General features: G+C 62.5%; 14 protein-coding genes. 5 read left to right on the forward strand and 9 right to left on the reverse strand.

Features of this window, described 5'->3' with window-relative positions:
* The first annotated feature begins 419 nt into the window (after nt 1-419).
* The 5 genes from P3W85_RS36100 (at nt 420) to P3W85_RS36120 (ending at nt 6,688) form a co-directional block, all read left to right on the forward strand.
* Nucleotides 420-1,658: a carboxylate--amine ligase gene (locus tag P3W85_RS36100; protein WP_276268298.1), complete on the forward strand. Its 1,239-nt coding sequence runs from the start codon at nt 420-422 to the stop codon at nt 1,656-1,658.
* On the forward strand, nt 1,658-2,959 hold the full coding sequence (locus P3W85_RS36105) for an NAD(P)-binding domain-containing protein (RefSeq protein WP_276268299.1): 1,302 nt from the start codon (nt 1,658-1,660) through the stop codon (nt 2,957-2,959). The genes P3W85_RS36100 and P3W85_RS36105 overlap by 1 nt, the downstream gene beginning before the upstream one ends.
* A 78-nt stretch (nt 2,960-3,037) precedes the next feature.
* Nucleotides 3,038-4,348 (forward strand): VpsF family polysaccharide biosynthesis protein, encoded by a 1,311-nt coding sequence (locus P3W85_RS36110; protein WP_276268300.1) that lies wholly within the window; start codon nt 3,038-3,040, stop codon nt 4,346-4,348.
* Nucleotides 4,345-5,475: a glycosyltransferase gene (locus P3W85_RS36115; protein ID WP_276268301.1), complete on the forward strand. Its 1,131-nt coding sequence runs from the start codon at nt 4,345-4,347 to the stop codon at nt 5,473-5,475. Before P3W85_RS36110 ends, P3W85_RS36115 begins: the two co-directional genes overlap by 4 nt.
* Nucleotides 5,476-5,563: 88 nt before the next feature.
* Nucleotides 5,564-6,688 carry a hypothetical protein gene (locus tag P3W85_RS36120; protein WP_276268302.1) on the forward strand — a complete coding sequence of 375 codons (1,125 nt, stop codon included), beginning with the start codon at nt 5,564-5,566 and terminating at the stop codon, nt 6,686-6,688.
* Here the strand turns inward: P3W85_RS36120 and P3W85_RS36125 are convergent.
* The 9 genes from P3W85_RS36125 to P3W85_RS36165 form a co-directional block, all read right to left on the reverse strand.
* Nucleotides 6,685-8,175 (reverse strand): WecB/TagA/CpsF family glycosyltransferase, encoded by a 1,491-nt coding sequence (locus P3W85_RS36125; RefSeq protein WP_276268314.1) that lies wholly within the window; start codon nt 8,173-8,175, stop codon nt 6,685-6,687. The genes P3W85_RS36120 and P3W85_RS36125 overlap by 4 nt on opposite strands.
* 38 nt (nt 8,176-8,213) lie before the next feature.
* On the reverse strand, nt 8,214-9,419 hold the full coding sequence (locus P3W85_RS36130) for a glycosyltransferase (protein WP_276268303.1): 1,206 nt from the start codon (nt 9,417-9,419) through the stop codon (nt 8,214-8,216).
* 53 nt (nt 9,420-9,472) lie between these two features.
* Nucleotides 9,473-10,909, reverse strand: a complete 1,437-nt coding sequence (locus P3W85_RS36135) for a lipopolysaccharide biosynthesis protein (RefSeq protein ID WP_276268304.1) — start codon at nt 10,907-10,909, stop codon at nt 9,473-9,475.
* Nucleotides 10,910-10,966: 57 nt separating this feature from the next.
* Nucleotides 10,967-12,538, reverse strand: a complete 1,572-nt coding sequence (locus tag P3W85_RS36140; RefSeq protein ID WP_017229204.1) for a glucosamine inositolphosphorylceramide transferase family protein — start codon at nt 12,536-12,538, stop codon at nt 10,967-10,969.
* A complete protein-coding gene (locus P3W85_RS36145) occupies nt 12,531-13,322 on the reverse strand; it encodes a hypothetical protein (RefSeq protein WP_276268305.1) in 792 nt (263 codons plus the stop codon). The genes P3W85_RS36140 and P3W85_RS36145 overlap by 8 nt, the downstream gene beginning before the upstream one ends.
* Nucleotides 13,323-13,393: 71 nt before the next feature.
* The gene (locus P3W85_RS36150) at nt 13,394-14,881 is read right to left on the reverse strand and encodes a GumC family protein (protein ID WP_276268306.1); all 1,488 of its coding nucleotides are present in this window, start codon (nt 14,879-14,881) and stop codon (nt 13,394-13,396) included.
* Nucleotides 14,882-14,884: 3 nt separating this feature from the next.
* Nucleotides 14,885-15,580 (reverse strand): polysaccharide biosynthesis/export family protein, encoded by a 696-nt coding sequence (locus P3W85_RS36155; protein ID WP_276268307.1) that lies wholly within the window; start codon nt 15,578-15,580, stop codon nt 14,885-14,887.
* Nucleotides 15,581-15,765: 185 nt separating this feature from the next.
* A complete protein-coding gene (locus P3W85_RS36160; protein WP_017229200.1) occupies nt 15,766-16,047 on the reverse strand; it encodes a hypothetical protein in 282 nt (93 codons plus the stop codon).
* Nucleotides 16,048-16,404: 357 nt separating this feature from the next.
* On the reverse strand, nt 16,405-17,787 hold the full coding sequence (locus tag P3W85_RS36165) for an undecaprenyl-phosphate glucose phosphotransferase (RefSeq protein ID WP_017229199.1): 1,383 nt from the start codon (nt 17,785-17,787) through the stop codon (nt 16,405-16,407).
* Nucleotides 17,788-17,906: the final 119 nt, after the last annotated feature.

Below are 17,906 nucleotides of genomic sequence, written 5' to 3' on the forward strand. Positions count from 1 at the left end.
TTTTATCGGCAAAAAGAAGCCCCGCATGGGGCTTTCTTTTTGCCCTCCCCTCCAAGAATCCAGTCCGCCGCGAAAAAGAATGTAGTGGTCAGGCTTCTTCGGACAGGCTGACAGGTTGCTCTGCTGTTGGCTTGGCCTCGTAAGCGGTAGGCGATACACATCGTCGGCTGCACTGCACAGGTGCCGTTGAGAACACGCGAGAGCTTTGTCCTGGACGGTGCCTGTACCCCATATCCCGGATCGACATTGGCAACTGACCGTGCCGACTGTGTGCGCGCGCGTACGGATGACGCGGCATCGTGCTCGCAGACTCGGGTTATCGGGTCCGGCCGTGCGAACACGGCAACCCCATATGGACATGCCGGAGCGAGACCGTCGCCAACAATGTTGACGCGCTGACAGTGAGCCCGGCAGCTTTCATGGAAGATGATCACACGATCAGGGTCATGACAACAGAAAGCCTTATCGAACAGAGAACTGCCGCGGTTATCGTCGGTGGCGAACTCAATGGGCTGGGACTGGTACGCTCGATGGGCCGTCAGAAAGTCCCCACCATTGCAGTCGATATTTCACGCGATAGGGCCGCATTATGGTCACGCTACGCCCGTGGCTGTTTGATTCGCAGCTTCACGGGACACCACTTTGTCGAGGATATGGTTGCGCTCGGCAAGAGATTCGATAGACGCCCGATTCTTTTCCTGACTGATGAAGATGCGGTTCATACGGTATCCGAGAATCGTGACGAACTCGCCAACTGGTTTCAGTTCCGTCTACCTTCGGACCATAACGTCAAGCTTTTGAGCAATAAGGCAGAGTTCCACGGGTTCGCTCTGCAGAACAACTTTCCCGTTCCACATTCGGTCATTCTGCGGAGCCAATCCGACCTCGGACTTCTGCAGCACCTGGGTTTTCCCTGCGTGCTGAAGCCCGATGACAAGCGCCAGGTATTGAGGGGGGATAAAGAGCGGGCAGTACGCGTCAATTCCCTGAGCGAGGCGCTGGAACACGCGAGCATCATGCTCCGCACGCCGGGCGGAGTCATCGCCCAGGAATGGATCGACGGCCCGGAGAGCAATATCTACTTCACCCTCTTCTATAGAGGTGCCGAGGGGCGGGTCGCGGGTATCTTTACGGGACGCAAGATCTTATGCTTCCCCCCTGATGTGGGCAGTACAGCCATCTGCATCGCGGCCCCCGAAGCGCGTGAAGCGCTTGAAGCGATGACGCTTGCCTTTGCCGAGTGCACCGGCTTCGAAGGCATGGGCAGCATGGAATATAAATGGGACGACAATCGCAATAAATATATCATGATTGAGCCAACCGTCGGCAGAACGGATTGGCAGGAAGAAATCGCGACATTGTGCGGAGTGAATATTCCGCTAGCGGCCTACAATTGCGAACTGGGACTTCCGGGAATAAAAAATACGACAAGCCCCACCCAGGTTGCATGGCGTGCAACCTTTATGCAAGCGCCACCACGCCATTTAATACCGGCACGAACCCGGTTGATTGATGGATATTTTCGCTGGGATGATCCACTGCCGGCATTTCAGTATTACTGCATGGATCGCACCATTAATCGCATAATCCGGCCATGGCGCATGCATCGAGAATTCTCGGGCGGCAACGGTAGCGGAAAATCCGCGGGGAAAATATAATGCCATCTACCGACACCGTTATTATCGGCGCGGGCCCCTATGGCTTGTCGGTTTCAAGCCACTTGACCGCGGCCGGCGTGCCACATGAAATTCTTGGAAATCCAATGCATGCCTGGCGGCATTTCATGCCGCCAGGCATGTTTCTGCGGTCGGAGGCATTTGCTTCGAATCTCTATGCGCCGCAGCGCGGCTACACGATGGAAGCATATTGCCGGCAAAACCATATCGCATACGAACCGGTGGGCATGCGACTGCCGCTGGAAACGTTTGTGGATTATGGCCTTTGGTTCCAGTCGCATCTCGTGAAGCATGTTCGCAAGGTAGATGTGGTCGGAATCCACCGCAAGGATGGCTTATTTCGCCTTGATCTGAGCGATGGCAAACCGTTGGTTGCGCGGCGCGTGGTGATAGCGCTAGGCCTGAAGGGCTTTGAGCAAATGCCGCCAGTGCTGCAGGGCCTGCCCAGACCCTATGTAGCCCACTCCGGTGAATTCGGGAGCCTGGCTTGGGCGAAAGGCAAGAATATTGTCCTGGTGGGTGGCGGTCAATCTGCGCTGGGTCTTGCCGCCCTCCTGGGCGAGATCGGGGCGCGTGTCCGCATACTCGTGCGCGACGGGACCGTGACCTGGAATGACAGGCCGAAGTTGTCGCGTGGAATCATCTCCAGGCTATTAAAGCCGGAAGGAGGCCTCGGACCCGGGTGGCGTTCTTATATCTTCTCCGAATATCCATTCGTTTTCCACGAACTGGGTAGCCAACGCCGCAAGAGGATTATCGAGACCTCCTGGGGGCCTTCGGGCGCATGGTGGCTGCGCGATCGCGTGGCAGATGACGATATTATACTTAATACCGAAATCAATCACGCCGAAATCAAAGGCAATCAGGTAATTCTAGGGATCAAATCCGATGGCAAAACATCCAGCATTATGGCTGAACATGTTATTGTCGCCACCGGATTCCGTGTGGATATGAGGCAACACGCCTTCCTCTCGCAAGAGATCATGGATTCGCTTTCGGTCATCGGTGGCTCGCCAGAACTGACCCGTGATTTTGAGACCAGTATCCGTGGACTTTATGTTGTTGGACCAGCCTCCGCACGAAGCTTCGGCCCTGTTATGCGTTTTGTCTATGGCGCGAAGTATACGGCTCCGCGCCTGGCGCGGCATATCGGAAAGTGCTTCCTGGAAGACGCCAGAAGCAGTCGCCTCACTCAGTCAGTAGTCACCCCTCCGGAATTTGTGGAGGGTAGCGGTGGAAGCGGGTTGCCGGGACAGCCTGTTTTCCGGAACCCCCAGAAATAGCGGTGCGGACTGCAGGCCGCGGCAGCACATGGCACGTCACTGCGTTGTCCTTTCGCTCGGATTGGCAGGAGATCACAGATGAGACCCAACCGCGCCTATCAAGCTTCCGTTGTCGCGACCTGCCTGGCGATCGGCCTGTACATGACCGTGTCGCCAGCGCTGCTGACCGCCATTGGTGTGCCTTACATCACGACCACGGGCAATTTCATCTTCAAGCTTCATCCGGGGACCTATGCGTTGCTCGCCGCCGTGGCGTTCGGCCTGCTCTCCCGCGGCAATCCCCTCACATCGGCGATCCTTTCGATGCGCAAGCATCTGCCTCTCGTTCTGCATCTCTGCGGCATCCTGCTGTTGTTCGGCTACTCGATGCTCCGGTATGGCCCATCGGGCTCGGCGTTCCTGATCGAAACGTTCATGGCGCCGGCCTTGATTGTGCTGGTGCTGGCAAACTTCCGCGCATCCGAGCAGCGGTTCGTCTATCGATTCATCCTTGGCCTCCTGGTTGTCAATTCCCTGATTGCAATCGGCGAGACGCTGTTGCAGCAGCATCTGGTCCCGTACATCGTCTCGGACGGTGTTGCGATCGAGGAAGAGTACTTTCGGGCCACATCACTGCTCGGCCACCCGCTGAACAATGCCATCATCACCGCCAGCCTGCTCTTCAGCACACTCGATATGCGCAGCCGGCCGGCCAAGGTGCTGCTGATCGGCCTGTTCGCGATCGCGTTGCTTGTGTTCGGTGGCCGAGCCGCCTCCATCGTGGCCGTCGGCGTGTTGAGTGCCTATCTGTTCATCAAGGCCTTCAGCGGAATTGTCACGGCGCGCTTCAGCTACGTGCAGATACTGGGCGGCGCGCTGCTCGCCCTCGCCCTGACCGCGCTGTTCGCCGGCGTGGTCGCGGTATCGGGATTCGGCGAGAGCATTTTTTCGCGGCTGTACCTGGATGACAGCGCAGCAATACGGATGCAGAACTGGCAGGTATTCAATTACATGACGCCGGGGGAGATCCTCTTTGGACTGTCGCCCCAGGACATCGTCCAAGTGATGTTCCGGCTCGGCCTGCATTACCCGTTCGAGACCATCGAGATTCCGTGGATCTACATGACCATGCAGTTCGGCCTCTTCGGGCTCGCGGTTCTGCTGGTGTCGCTTGGTTCAGCGTCTGTCTGGTTTTACCGGCGGACCGCCGCAGGCGGCCGTCTCGCATTGCTGGTGTTTTTCGTGATTGCATCCACATATAGCTCGCTGGCCGCAAAAAACTGCGCCCTGGTGCTGCTGTTCGCCGCGGTTGCCAGCGTGAGCGGACTTGCCGTGCAACGCCCGCGCGCAGTCGCAAAACCGGCGCGCCCGCGGCAACGCGTCGGCGCAACACTGAAGGTGAGCACATGAAAGTGCTGCATCTGATCAATGGAGACCTCTACTCGGGCGCCGAACGCGTGGAAGATCTGCTCGCGTTGAACTTGCCGGCATTCGGCTATCACGCGGACGTTGCAACGCTCAAGCGCGGATGCTTCGCGCAATGCCGCCAGGCATCGGGCGCAAACCTGTTCGAAGTCACGATGCGCTCGCGCATCGACTTCCACGCAGCCTGGAAGATTGCCCGGCTCCTGCGCGCGGGGCAGTTCCAATTGCTCCACACGCATACGCCGCGCAGCGCGATGATTGGCGGAATCGCCGCCAGACTCGCGCAATGCCCTATGGTGCATCACGTCCACAGCCCGACCTCGCGCGACACCCAGACCGCCTGGCGCAATATGACGAATGCCACAGTCGAACGCTGGAGCCTCACAGGCGCACGCCGGTTGATCGCCGTATCGGACAGCCTGCGCAGCTATCTTGAGCAGGCGGGCTTCAACTCTGCGTCCATCAGTGTGGTTCCCAATGGCGTCCCCGTGCACGAACCAGGCATCGAGTGGCGCGCACCCGCAGGGCCATGGGTTGTCGGCACCGTCGGTCTGTTCCGGCCGCGCAAAGGCATCGAGATCCTGATCGAGGCGCTGCACCTATGCCTGCAATCCGGCCTGGATGTACGGCTGCTCGCCGTCGGCAGCTTCGAGGAGGATAGCTATCGCCAGGCGATGGTGCGACTGGCCCGGAAGCTTGGCGTCGCGGACAGAATCGAATGGGCAGGCTTCAAGCTCGATGTCCGCGCCGAACTGCGGCGCATGCACATCTTCGCTCTTCCGAGCCTGTATGGCGAGGGCTTGCCGATGGCACTCATCGAAGCGATGGCCGCAGGCCTGCCCGTGGCCGCGACCGCCGTGGAAGGTACACCGGAGGTACTCACGCCTGCAGGTGCTGGGCTGCTCGTCGAGCCAGGCAACGCCAGCCAGCTTGCCGACGCCATTGCCTCGCTGGCCGCGCTCGGGCCACGCGCACGCGAGGTGGGCGACGCAGGACGCAGGCGTCAGATCGAGCGCTATTCGGACGCGGTGATGGCGCGCGCCGTAGCGGATGTCTACGACCTGGTGCTCAAGCCGCATGCGGGATGCCACGCGGAAGCGATTCCGTTGTAGCCTGGCATGAGATCGGGCGATTCTCGCCAGAATGCGCGTTTTGGGAAAACCATTGGCGCGCTCGCGCTGCCTACATCACGATCAATCCATGGATCGCCGTCAGTTCCTCGCAATACTGGCTGCCGCGAGCTGTAGAACCGCCCTCGCCGCATATGGCGATGCCGGTGGCGAGAGCGCTGGCCCCATCGCCCAAAGTCAGCAGCGCAGCACCGCCGGCAGTGCTGAGAGTGCTGAGAGTGCCGGCGGCATGTCGGCAGCATCACCCGCGTCTTCCGCCAGCGGAGCATCCCTCGCCATGCATCGCGATCCAGACCTGCAGCCCTTCAGCAGCGCGAGCGTGTGGAATGCCGGAATCGGCTCGGGAGCCCGATGGAGTCGCCCCGAAGACCCCGACACCCTCGATCTGCGAGCACCGTCGACATGGATAAACGCCGGCGAATGGTCGATGCCGTTCTACGTCGGCGCGGCCACCGATCCGCTTGTGACTGTGACGTGCACCGACACACTCTACCCGGTTTCGCCGCAACGGATTCATATGCCGGCCGGCGCTGTACCTGCAATGCCCGTCAACGGCGACAGGCACATGAATTTCTTCGACGAGACCCAGCCGGGTCTGATGTGGTCTTATTGGGGCTGCTCGGGCAATACGGAGACGGGCTTCACCGCCGCTCTCGGCACGGTCGATCATGTCTGCGCCGACCTTCCCGGAGACTACAACTTCGGCATCGGCACGATCCGCCAATGGGAACTCGACGCCGGCGCGATCCATCACGCGCTGCGCATCGTGCTCCCGACCAGCAGGACCAGGTCGCCCGGCTCGACGTGGACGCAGGGCATCCCGTGGCCCATGAGCCACGAGGACTACAATGGTCCGACAGAATACACGGGGAATGTCATTTTCGGTTCGACCATTGGGATTCCGGCCAGCATCCCGCTGTCATCGCTCGGCCTGACGAGCGGCGGCCTGCTCCTTGCGACCGCCTTGCAGACGTATGGGGCCATGCTGCGCGACACAGCCGGCGCCGATGGCCCTCTGCTGTTCTTCGCCGAACCGTCAGCCGAAGGATCGGTGGTGCTTGCCCAGATGCGCAGCGACCTTCCGAAGATACAGGCCCTGCTGTGCGTTCTTCGCAATCAATCGCCGGGCACGGTGAATGGTGGTGGAAAGCCGATCGCCCCGACGCCGTTGCCGTTGAAACCGGGACTCTGCTAAGCGGGCTCCTCGACCACCCGGGCAGGCGCTGCCGCGGACAGGCGACGCTGGTTCATTATCGTGCCGAGCACGTTGGCGCGAACCGAGCGCAGATCGTCAAGGATGTCGCGCACCCGTGCTATCTGGGTGTGTTCCGCATCGACAACCATCATCACCGCGTCCACGTTGGAGGCGACCACCAGCCCGAACTGCGAAGCATGTGGCGTGCTGCTGCCGACGACCACTTCATCGAAGCCGTCGCGCAGTTTCGCCCATAGTGCGCTCTGGGCTATCATCGCGTGGGCCGCGTAGTCGGGTTCGCGCAAGCCCCTGAAGGCAGTGTATGAAAGCGTGCCCGATACCTGGCGCACGGCACTCTCCAGAGGCCGGCCGCACTGCAGGCAATCCAGCACGCCCAGCTCGACGTCGGGATCCTCGGCCGAAATAAGCAGTACCCGCCGCTTGCACAATTGCGCGGACAGGCTGGCGTAAGCGAACGCCACGTCCGGCACCCCCGCCCCCCAGGACGTGCCGAGGAACTGCAACAGGCGCGCCGGACGGCTGCCAAGCGCGGTGTCGATGCGGCTCACCAGTTGGGCCATCGACATGTCAAAGTCCCGAGCCGGGCCCGCCTGCCCTTCCGCCTCCGTGCTCCCCACGCTCGGCCGCATGCAATGCTCGACATCGCGCGACGGCTGGCCATCGCTTGCAGGCACAGACCATGCGCGCCCAGGCCCGCTCATGGCATCGCGCGCCGCCATCATTTCACGCGCCAGCAAACCGGGAAAGACGAGCGCGTCATGCGCGTAACGCCGCGAGAGGCGCCCCGGCTCTGACGCAACGCGATGCAGCCATTCGAGTCCGTGTTCGCGCATCCAGAGCGGCGCACGCGCCTTTTCGCCGGCCACGAAGTCGATCGCAGCGCCCACACATAGCGCGACCTTCGCGTCAACGCTATGCCGGTTCGCGTGAATCCACAGTTCCTGCTTCGGAGCGCCAAGACCGATGATCAGGATATCCGGCTTGGCAGCACGGATGGCGGCGAGGACCTTGTCGCGCTCGCGCGGCACGTTCTCGAACCCGAATGGCGGACTGGATGTCCCCACCACCTCGATGCCATGCCACAGGTTCTGAATCATCACGGACGCGCGTTGTGCGACGCCGGGCGCAGCGCCGAGCAGATAGACGCTCCTGCGGCGGTCCCCGGACGCGAGGCGATCGAAGAGACTCGGTATCAGATCGCTGCCTGGCACAACGCCCGGCAAAGGACGTCCGAGCACTCGCGACGCCCATACGACCGGCCTGCCGTCAGCCAGCACCATCGACGCGTCCCTGTATGCCTGCCGGAAGGCCTGTGAAGCGTCCAGCTTCACAATATGGTTGACGTTCGGTGTCACCACGTAGCGGCACGGCCCCGGAGGATCTTCGAGCCAGGCCAGAATTCTCTCGATTGCGGCGTCCATGCCTATCGCATCGACTTCGATGCCAAACAGATTTGATTTTTTCATGATCACGGCGCGTCTGATTGTTTTGGTGTTTTATGGTCTCAGGCCTGCTTTTCGCGATGGGCAATCCCGAGCCGGGCGAAGAGCATGCGATAGCCGCACACGCTCTTTTCCACGGTGAAATCCTGCGCGCGGGATTGCGCAGCTTTCACGTCGCCCGGCGAAATCAGCGCCCGGCCGATGGCTTCAGCGACAGCCTGTGCCGAATCCTGCGCGACCAGCTCGCCGTAGCGCCCGCCCGCGAGAACCTCGCGCGGCCCTACCGGACAATCCGTGCTGACGACCGGAATCCCCGCAGCCATGGCCTCCACCAGCACATTGCCGAACCCCTCGAACTTCGACGTCAGCACAAACACGGCGGCGCGGTGCATATAGGCGAGCACGCGCGGGCTTTGACCGGGCATGCGCACGCAAGCCGAGAGTCCTTCGCGGCGAATCCTCTCTTCCAGGCCGGCGCGCTCCGGCCCCTCGCCCAGGATGAGAAGGCGTGCAGCGCTGCCGCGCTTGCGCAGCAGCCCGAACGCGTCCAGCAGCAGCGGCAGATTCTTCTCTACGCTCAGGCGGCCCACGGCAAGCACGACCGGCGGGGCGCCTTCGGCGAACCAGAGGTCATCGACCGGTGCGTCGGCGAGTGCCTGCCAGTCAGGCGTGAGCACCGGGTTGTAGATCACCTGCACGAGTTGCCGCCTGCGCGGCCCCAGCAGGGTCGCCAGATCGTCGGCCACGCCGCTCGAAACAGCAACGACAGCGTCCGCGAGCCCATAGGCAAACGGCAGCAGCCAGGGCAGCACCCGGTATCGCCACTCGGAGCGAGAGCGCATCAGCGCTGTCACCGGCGCATGCTCGGTCAGGACAAGGCGGCATGCGCGTCGAGACACCAGCACGGCCGCGACCGCCATGATGTTGTTATGGGTCAGCCCGGAGACCAGGACATCGGGCCGCTCGCGGCGCAGCAGGCGCGCAAGCCGCGGCAAGGCGCCCCGCGTGGATCCGACCCCGAGATCGGCGATCGGCAGGTCGCCAGCGAGTTCCCGCGCCATGCCTTGCATGGTATGGAGCACCAGCGTGACCTGACAACCCTCGCGTGCCAGTCCTTGCGCCAGACGGACCATCGCGACCTCCGCGCCACCCACTATCAGCTTCGGCAAATAGATCATCACGTGTTCGCCCGCAGTCACGCGAGCCCGCGGCCGAGTTCGCGCGGGTGCGCCGATATCGGGAAGTGCATCGCTCATCCGCGTCTTCATGGTGTCATTCCTTTTCGGTCGCCCGCCTGCATATCTTTCCCGTGAGGCCCCTGCTAGCTACGGAATTCCACGAAACGCCGATACAGGAATGCACGCATTCCCGCGACATCCAGCGCAAGACACGTGGCGGCGTATACCGCGACGCCAAGCGACACCGCGCCCGCGAGTCCCCCAAACGTTGGCGGCAGGTCCAGGCCGCGAATGGCGGCCATCATGGCGGCCGATGCCAGGACGATGCGCAGCGCCGGCCCAACGGGAAAGTCGAACTTCAACGCGCGACGGCCCAGCACGATGCTGGCGGCAAGCGCCACCGCGTGTGCGATCAGCGACGCCCAGACGGCCCCCATCAAGCCAATCCGCGGCAGCAATACGAAGTTCAGGACCACGTTCAGCAGCGCCGCCGGACCGACACACCAGAGCACTGTCGTAGTGCGCTTGCCAAGAATGAAGGTGTGATCGAAGTAGTGAACCTGCATGCCGCTCATCAGCGCGGAGATGACGATCCACGGCATGATCTGCAGCGCCTCCTCGCGAAACGCAGGTCCGATCAGCACCGCCCCAAGCTGGGGTCCCGCAGCGATCAACCCGGCGCATGCCGGCAGTGCTATCGACAGGAGCAGCGTGCCATTGCTTGTCATCTGCTTGCTGGCGGCCGAGCTGCCATGCGTCTCGAGTGCACGCACGGTCAGTGGAAACGCCGCCATGCTGATGGCGATAAAGATGCTCCCGATCGATCTGTCGATGGTGTTGTAGGCCACGGAATAAATGCCGACCTCGCTCGAACCGAGCAGATATTGAATCACGATCCGGTCCGCCGCATTCAGCGCATAGCCGAGCGTATTGACCAGGATCAGCGGCCCGCCAAACGACAAAAGCGAGCGCAGCACCCGTGCATCGGCTGGAACGCGCGTGACGCGCACGATCGCCTGGAAGTCGATTGCGCATCCAACCAGCGCGCCGGCGACGAGGCCGAGCAAGACGCTGCGCGCGCCGTCGTGGCGGACCATCAATATCGAAACGCCGAGGCCAAGTGCAAGCAATGTCTGGCTACACTCGATCAGATTGTAGCGAACGATCTTCGCGCCACCGCGGTTGAGGGCCTGGTTGATCGACACAAGGCTGCGTGTCAGCACGAGCGGCAACCCCAGCCAAAGCCCGTCCAGGAGGTCCTTGTGGAACGTGCCGAACAACAGCACGGCCACATAGCCTGCGGAGAGCAGCGCCGAACTCAGCGCCGCGCCCCTGTAGACGCTTGCGGCGAAGACCGGCATGTTGGCATCGATCTCCGCCCGGGCATAAAAACGAGTCGCACCGACTTGCAGCCAATAGAAGAATCCCGCCTGGCACAGAAGCGTGACGTTGACGACAACGGAATAGACACCATAGTCGGCAGGACTGAGCATGCGCGTGTAGACGTACACGGAGGCAAATGCCGTGATCGCGGGAACCACGTTGGCCGGCAGATAGCCGAGGACATGCCGAACTAACACTTGCCACGCTCCCCGTTGAAATGCCACGCCGAATGAAGGCCAGGCGGCCGTTTTGTTTTATAGCTTGTCCTGGGCTCGGGCCTTGGACAGGGCGAACGAGCGACGTATGCGGGACATACGCGAGGCGATCTTGCGCCCTACTACCGCAAAGTTGATTCCGTAGCGCTTGCCGTCCACCAGCATGCGGTCACCCCATTCCGATATCGTGTGGAGCCCGTGCGGATTCATCCGGTCCCCTGCCGGGCTCACGATTCCGACCACCTCTTCCCGATAGAGGTCCGGCGTGCAATGCAGGATGCGATTGACGGCGATCGCCTGTCCGTATCCACTCCTGCACACCTGCGCCACCCGCAGAAGCTGATTTCCGTCCTTCACCACGGAGCCCGCCGAACGGGCCGAGCAATGATCGATCTTCACGGGATTCTGCGGATGCGCACGCCACGGCCCGAGAAGATCGGATGCATAGCACAGGCACAGGTTGTCGAATGCCCCCAGCGACACGTCGGTGTACGCCAGCCAGAAATAGCCATCGTGCTCAAAGATCGTAGGATCAGCGGCTTCCGTCTCGTATAGCGGCACCGCGACCTGCAACCATCGTCCGTTGTCATCCTGGCGGTTCAACACGCAACGGCGGCTCTGCGCCGACTCCGCGACGCAATACAGGACACCGGCGTGACGGAACAGGTAGGGGTACGACAAATGCCCCGGCAAACCAAGATCGACCGGCTCCGGCCGAGCCAGCACGGCAACTCCATCGAGCTTGAGCTTGACAATGCGTCCAACGCCACGCCCAACGTCGTATTCCTCGCAATAGAGCTCGTCGTTGCGGCCCGGCACGCCAAATGGATCGGCCCAGTAATACGACGACACGCGCTCGCCGATCCATCGTACCGGCAGGCGTTGCGAGCGCAGCGCTTCATTGGGCGTCATGTCGACGACACCCAGCATCCACTGTTCGACCAGCAGGATGCGTGCAAGCCGCCGCAGCACGTGATTCTTCCGTCCGCGCGCCTTCCAGATCAACCTTTGTACCGATGTCGGGCGCGATCCGCGTGCTTTCCACGCGGGGCGAGGATCGAGCGCGCCGAGCGCGCGGATCTCGCGCAGCGCCGCAAGCAGCAGCGTTTCGGCAAAGGTGCACAATCGCTGCAGCGAAACGTCCTCGGAGGGATCGACATACGCCGCGGCGCTGTCGATCAGCGTGATCGCCGCCGCCTTGCTTGCAACCAGGTGAAGACGCGCACCCACTCCCGACGCGATCGTTTCGAGTCCGTGATGCGCATCCCCGAGCACCACGTCTCGCCCGTCGCAAAGGCGCCATATACCCTCGACGGCGTAGCGATGCGAGCCCGCATCGAGCCGACCGCTCAGATCGACGATTGCCGTGACCATGCGTGCCTCGGGCGGCGTGCCCACGCGGCCGGATCGCGGCGGACCGCCGTTCCCGCCATCGACCGATGCCGCATCCCAGACAAGGGGCTCGCACAGGCCGGACCCTCGCAGCCGGTTCACCAACTGTTGCTCCCAGCAAGCCGGATCGCGCGAAGCAAGCACAATCGCAATGGCAGGAAGAGCGGCAGTGCTCGAGGCAGCGCTCGAAGCCTGGCGCTCGTCCCGGATGTCATTCATCGTCGCCTCGCGAACCGGACCGCCCCTCCCACGTATCGTGGTTCAGTACCGCGCCCAGCACAGGCGCGTTGACAGCATCGAGCGAATCCAGCAACGCCTGCGCAGAAGTCTCCAGCGTGCGGCCGGCCTCGATGACAACGACAACGCCATCCGCGCGTGACGCGATCGCAAGCGCGCCGAGAGAAATATCGACGGGCCTGCAATCGACCACGACTTCATCGAACGCCTCGCCGATCTTCCGCCAGACGGCGACATCGGCCATCAGCATCTCCGCATCGCGATCGCTGGTGAGCTCGCAGTTCAGCGCGCCATAGGAGAGCGTGCCGTGCAGTGTGGAGATGGCGTCGCTCAGCGGCCGCCCTCCGGACACGCACGCAAGCACGCCGGGGGCACCTCGGCCTTCGTCGGCGGACAGAAGCAACACTCTGCGCTGGCGCAGGGCGGCCAATGCGCTTGCATACGCGAACGCAACAGTCGAGGCGCCGGCGCCACGGTTCGCACCGATGAATTGCAGCACGCGCTTCGTGCGGCCTGAAAGCCGCACGTCGATGCGATGGACCAGATCGGCAATATGGGGCTCGCATGCGCTGAAGAGCCAGTCCGTGTGATTCGGCGGGGTCTCGCAGTGCGGATCATCGGAAGCGGCACCCTCGCGGCCCTGCGCGCCATCTCCCGGGCCCTCCGCCTGCGGCTCCCTGCGCAATGCCCTTGGCCATGCGCGGTTCCGCGTGGCATCGGGCTCGATCTTCGCATCGCGGTGGCGTAGCCTCTGCACTGATGTCATGATATGTCCCCCTCGAAAGATCTCCTGGCCTCATCCCGGATCGAACCGCGTTCGCTGCCGTGAAGATCCGGTCAATGCACAGCGGGAATATCGGCGAGCACGGGTACGCCGAGCGAGCGCTCGACAGCTTCCCGCGAAAGGAAGGTCGGCCGCATCAGCGCGAGCGCAAAGGCAGCCGTCAGCGCGCAGCACAGGCTTAGCACCAGGCCGACGCCGAAGATCACCAACTGATAGGACTTGGCGGTAACCGGACGAAGTCCGCTCTGGATAATGCTCACGTTGGCCTGCGCTTTCTGATCGCGTTCATCCATCAGGCGGGCATCCTGCAGCTTGCGCACGTTTTCCATGTAGCCGTCTTCGACCAGCTTGCGCTCGCGATTCAGGCCCTCGACGCGCGATTGCAGTGCCGACAACTCCGCGATCCGTCGCGTAATCGCGGTTCGTTGATCCAGCAGCGTCGCTCGGCGCGCCGCTGCCGAGCCGGCCTCGGTGCGGGCGCGGATCAGATCGGTTTCGACCGCATCGCGCACCGGATTGCGCCCGGTGCGCACGACACTGCGTGGCTGGGCTTCCTGCTGGCGAATGAAGGTCTCGGCCTTGTCGATATCCTTGCGCACATCGACAACAAGAGGGTTGTCGTCGAAAAACCTGCTCGTCAGGTCGCGCTCCTTGAGCCGCAGCTCGAGCAGCTTTTGCTTCGCGGCGTCGACCGCCCCGACGGGCGAAGTCTCCCGCAGAAGCTGGATGTCGCCAGGAACGGCCGCAAGGCTTCTACTCAAGGTCTGCACCCGGTTCACACCGGAATCCGCGTCCTGGACGGCCTCGGCGAGCTTGAGCTCCATGACATTGCGCTCGTTGAGCAGCAGCGTCAGCTCATGATCGAACGACACCACGTTGTGCTCACGCCGGAACTGCGAGAGGTCGCCATCGGCTTTGGCAAGGCGCTGCTGGTACTTTTCGACCTGTCCTTCCAGGAAGGCGCCGCGCGGACTCGCGAATATGGTCCTGCGCCTGTCGAGATAAGCGGCCACGATATGGTTCACGACCTGAGCGGCGATATCCGGGTCCGGGTGCCCGAACGTCACCTGAATGACGTTGCTATCCTTGAGAAGCTCCGCCTTGAGCTGCTTGTTTACCCGTTCAGCCGCAACGGCCATCCGCTTCGCGGGCGAATCCTTCAACTCGTTCGCAATCGAGGGGTACACCTTGTCGATGCCGACTTCGCCCAACGCGCGATCGATCACGTCTCGGCTTTGCAGGATCTGGACTTCGGCATGCAGCGTCTGATCGCGATCGAACGACATCGGCTGAGCGTTGCCGTCCCGGTTGTCCGGATTGTAGACATACTCCCGCCCGAACCTCACCAGCAGCGACGATGTCGACTGGAAGAGCGGCTTCGGAATGAAGGAGAGAATAGTGAAGAGCAGCATCGGCAGCGCGAATGCTCGCAGGATCCACTTCCGATCCCGCTTCAGTGCCGCGGCCACTTCACGCAGGGTTGCCCGTGCCTCCAATGTACTGCCGAGTGAGGACGGGTCGGTTTCATCGAACGCGCGCATGGCTCAGTTCCCCACCATGTTATGGTTGATCACGTAGGAAAACGCGGTATTGAACGGAATGTTGCGACGGATGTATTGATCGATCCACAGGTTCAGGTTCGCCACCGCGGAGCGCTGCACGATGACGACATCGAACGGCTGCAAGGTGACATCCTTCGACTGCGCTTTGCCATCCATCACGGCCGCGGCGTCGACACTCAGCATTTGCGCGTTTCCGTCGGGGGCGCGGCGCAGGATCGAAACCTTGCTGGCGTCCGCCGTCTCCTTGAAGCCCTGCGCAACCAGAATCGCCTGCAACGCGGTGAGCGAAGGCGACAGCGGCTGAACGCCGGGATGCAGTACCTCGCCGCCCACGAAGACCTGCTGGCTGCCAAAGCCCTTGACGATGTTGATCGCAAGATCCGGACGCCGCAGCTTTGCCGAATACGCCGCCTTCAGTTGCCTGGCGAGGTCGTCGGCGGTGCGGCCCGCCGCCAGCTGCGAGCCGATCAGAGGCAGGTCGATGTGACCGTCCGGACGAACTGTCGCGACCGTATTGAATTCGGGCACGAAGTCGAAGCGCACCGAGAGTTCATCGCCGGGAGAAATGAGATAGATACCGGCGTCAGGCGCTCTGCTTGCATCGGGCGCGGGGGCTTGCGGAGCCGACACTTGCGGCCCTGGCGGGATGATCAGGCCGGTGTTCGGATCAGGCGGCAATTGCGCGTGTGCCGCCGAGCCGGCCGCGAGCAGGCACGCGCATATCCCGGCTTTGCACCAGATGCGGCCCGGGGATTGCCTGGTTCGAGTTCTTGATGTCATTTTCACTCCCTTTCACGCTCGGGGCCTCTCGTTTCCGATGCAAGCCCAACACGGCAGGTGCCGCGCCGGACCGGGCAAGGGCGTCAAAGGCGGCGTTCCAGTTGGGGATATGGGTCCGGCGATCGGCATGCTCTCCTGGTGCGCCGATGCGCAGCCCAGCCGATCGCCGATGGCAAGCGGCCGGACTCGCGCTTGATGAGCTTGTAGCATTCGCTGGATTGCGTCCTCATTCCCCTCATGGCCGCAGAGGCGATCCCGGCGGCGCTGCCGTCTTTCGGCAGGGGAAACATACGGACGGCGGCAGTGGCGCGGAAAACGACATGAACGATGCGCAGCCCGGAATCGGCGCGCATGCGCACTGGCATGGGAGGGTTCCGGCATCGGCTCCCAACCCTTGCGCGGCAATGCCGACAACACAGGGTTGACATGCGGATCCGGTCGCTGATTGAACATCTTTCTCCCCCCCGGCCCATCAAAAAAACACGTGATTCAACGCCGGCCCGTCTCTCGCGGGGTCCGCGCCGGCCGCCTCTACTGTGGACCTGGCTCGCACGGCATCTATCTTTGCTCTTATTTAAATCTACATATGGTCAACCCAACAGTGGACACACGGATGATCCCTGCTCATCCTTCGGTAGGAATGAAGGCCGCGCGGGAGCGGGTTGCAGTGCAGCAATCACCAGGACTTGGCTGCGCATGGCATGCCGGCAGCTGCCGGACCATCAGTGCAGCAGGCTGTGCAGGATGATGTGCAGATCCAGACGGAACGACCAGTTGCGGATATAGAAGATGTCGAACTCAACGCGCCTGCGCATGGTTTCCATGGCGTCGGTCTGGCCGCCCAGGCTGTTGATCTGCTCCCAGCCGGTTATGCCGGGCCTGACGCGATGGCACAGCATGTAGCGATCGACGATTCCCTTGTAGAGTTCGGCATGCTCGATGGCATGCGGACGCGGGCCCACCACCGACATATCGCCACGCAGCACATTGAAGAGCTGTGGCAGCTTGTCAAGCCCGGTACGGCGCATGAAGCCCCCCACGCTTGTCACGCGCGCATCTCCGCGCACGACCCGGGTGATGCCGCTTGCCTCCTTGCGCTGCTCCATGGTGCGGAATCCGTAGAGGCGGAAGGGCTGTCCGTCCATGCCCAGGTGAGCCTGGCGCGACAGCACGGGCCCCCGGGACGAGAGCTTGACCAGCGCCGCCAGCACCAGTAGCAGCGGCGCCAGGCCGATCAGCGCGACGACGGCGAATACGCGATCGAAACTGGCCTTGAGTACACCGGTAATGCCTGACATCGTGGGACTGTTGAGATCGATGACCGGCAGGCCGAGGAACTCGCCAAAGCGGTGGCCGAGCAATTCGACCGACATGATGTCGGGTACCCAGCGGATATCGATCAGATCATTGCGGAAGTGTGACACCACGCTATAGAGATCGCGGCAGGCTGCCATCGGCAGCGTCAGCCAGATTTCATGCACACCGTTGCTGCGTACGAAGGCACAGACGTGCTCCAGCGACTCAAGGCGCATCACGCCGGCGGGCACCGGCCGCGTGCCTTCGTCGTAGATGCCGACCACGTTGTAGCCAGCGCCACGATTGCTCCGCACGCGTTGGTACATCTCGTCACCGAGCGAGCCATAGCCCAGGATGACCACCCGCTTGGCGTTGATACCCGCTTTGCGCGCGCTGTCCAGCATGCAGTAAAGCGCGATTCTCGACGCTGGCAACGCTACCGCCACGCTCAGCAGCCAGCTCATGTACCAGAGGCGGGAAAGCGCAGCCGACTGGTGCAACAAGTAAGCCGCGGCCACGCCGAGGAAACAGACTGCTCCCCAGGCTGCCAGCGTGCGCAGCAACTGTGCGGCCCGGCTGCGGCCGCGCCAGGACTTGTATAGCCCACAGGCGGGAAATACCAGCAAGGTGGTTACGGTGCACAAGGCAGTGATGAAGCCATGCACGGGAGCGGCACCGCTCATGCCTTGCGGAAATATCAGCTCGGCTGCCGCCACGCCGCAGCCCGCGACAATACCCGCATCGGAGAAGCGATATAGGTGTTGCAGGGCGGCTTGCCGCGCCGCAACAAATGCGCAGACCGTTGACATGAGTGGGGTCTCCGTCGGGCATGCCGGACCGTTGATGGAGACCATGGTCGTGCTGCACCCAAACCCGGTCTGTTTGCTTGCGTACGCATCGGGATGGGAGGCAGGCCGCCGGCTCGACA

This window comes from Cupriavidus basilensis (assembly GCF_029335485.1).
Taxonomy (GTDB): domain Bacteria; phylum Pseudomonadota; class Gammaproteobacteria; order Burkholderiales; family Burkholderiaceae; genus Cupriavidus; species Cupriavidus basilensis_E.

Excerpts from the sequence above, each read along its gene's own strand:
- P3W85_RS36100 (WP_276268298.1), top strand. The coding sequence starts at position 420 with ATGGAAGATGATCACACGATCAGGGTCATGACAACAGAAAGCCTTATC.
- P3W85_RS36105 (WP_276268299.1), top strand. The coding sequence starts at position 1,658 with ATGCCATCTACCGACACCGTTATTATCGGCGCGGGCCCCTATGGCTTG.
- P3W85_RS36110 (WP_276268300.1), top strand. The coding sequence starts at position 3,038 with ATGAGACCCAACCGCGCCTATCAAGCTTCCGTTGTCGCGACCTGCCTG.
- P3W85_RS36115 (WP_276268301.1), top strand. The coding sequence starts at position 4,345 with ATGAAAGTGCTGCATCTGATCAATGGAGACCTCTACTCGGGCGCCGAA.
- P3W85_RS36120 (WP_276268302.1), top strand. The coding sequence starts at position 5,564 with ATGGATCGCCGTCAGTTCCTCGCAATACTGGCTGCCGCGAGCTGTAGA.
- P3W85_RS36125 (WP_276268314.1), bottom strand. The coding sequence starts at position 8,175 with ATGAAAAAATCAAATCTGTTTGGCATCGAAGTCGATGCGATAGGCATG.
- P3W85_RS36130 (WP_276268303.1), bottom strand. The coding sequence starts at position 9,419 with ATGAAGACGCGGATGAGCGATGCACTTCCCGATATCGGCGCACCCGCG.
- P3W85_RS36140 (WP_017229204.1), bottom strand. The coding sequence starts at position 12,538 with ATGAATGACATCCGGGACGAGCGCCAGGCTTCGAGCGCTGCCTCGAGC.
- P3W85_RS36145 (WP_276268305.1), bottom strand. The coding sequence starts at position 13,322 with ATGACATCAGTGCAGAGGCTACGCCACCGCGATGCGAAGATCGAGCCC.
- P3W85_RS36150 (WP_276268306.1), bottom strand. The coding sequence starts at position 14,881 with ATGCGCGCGTTCGATGAAACCGACCCGTCCTCACTCGGCAGTACATTG.
- P3W85_RS36160 (WP_017229200.1), bottom strand. The coding sequence starts at position 16,047 with ATGCCAGTGCGCATGCGCGCCGATTCCGGGCTGCGCATCGTTCATGTC.
- P3W85_RS36165 (WP_017229199.1), bottom strand. The coding sequence starts at position 17,787 with ATGTCAACGGTCTGCGCATTTGTTGCGGCGCGGCAAGCCGCCCTGCAA.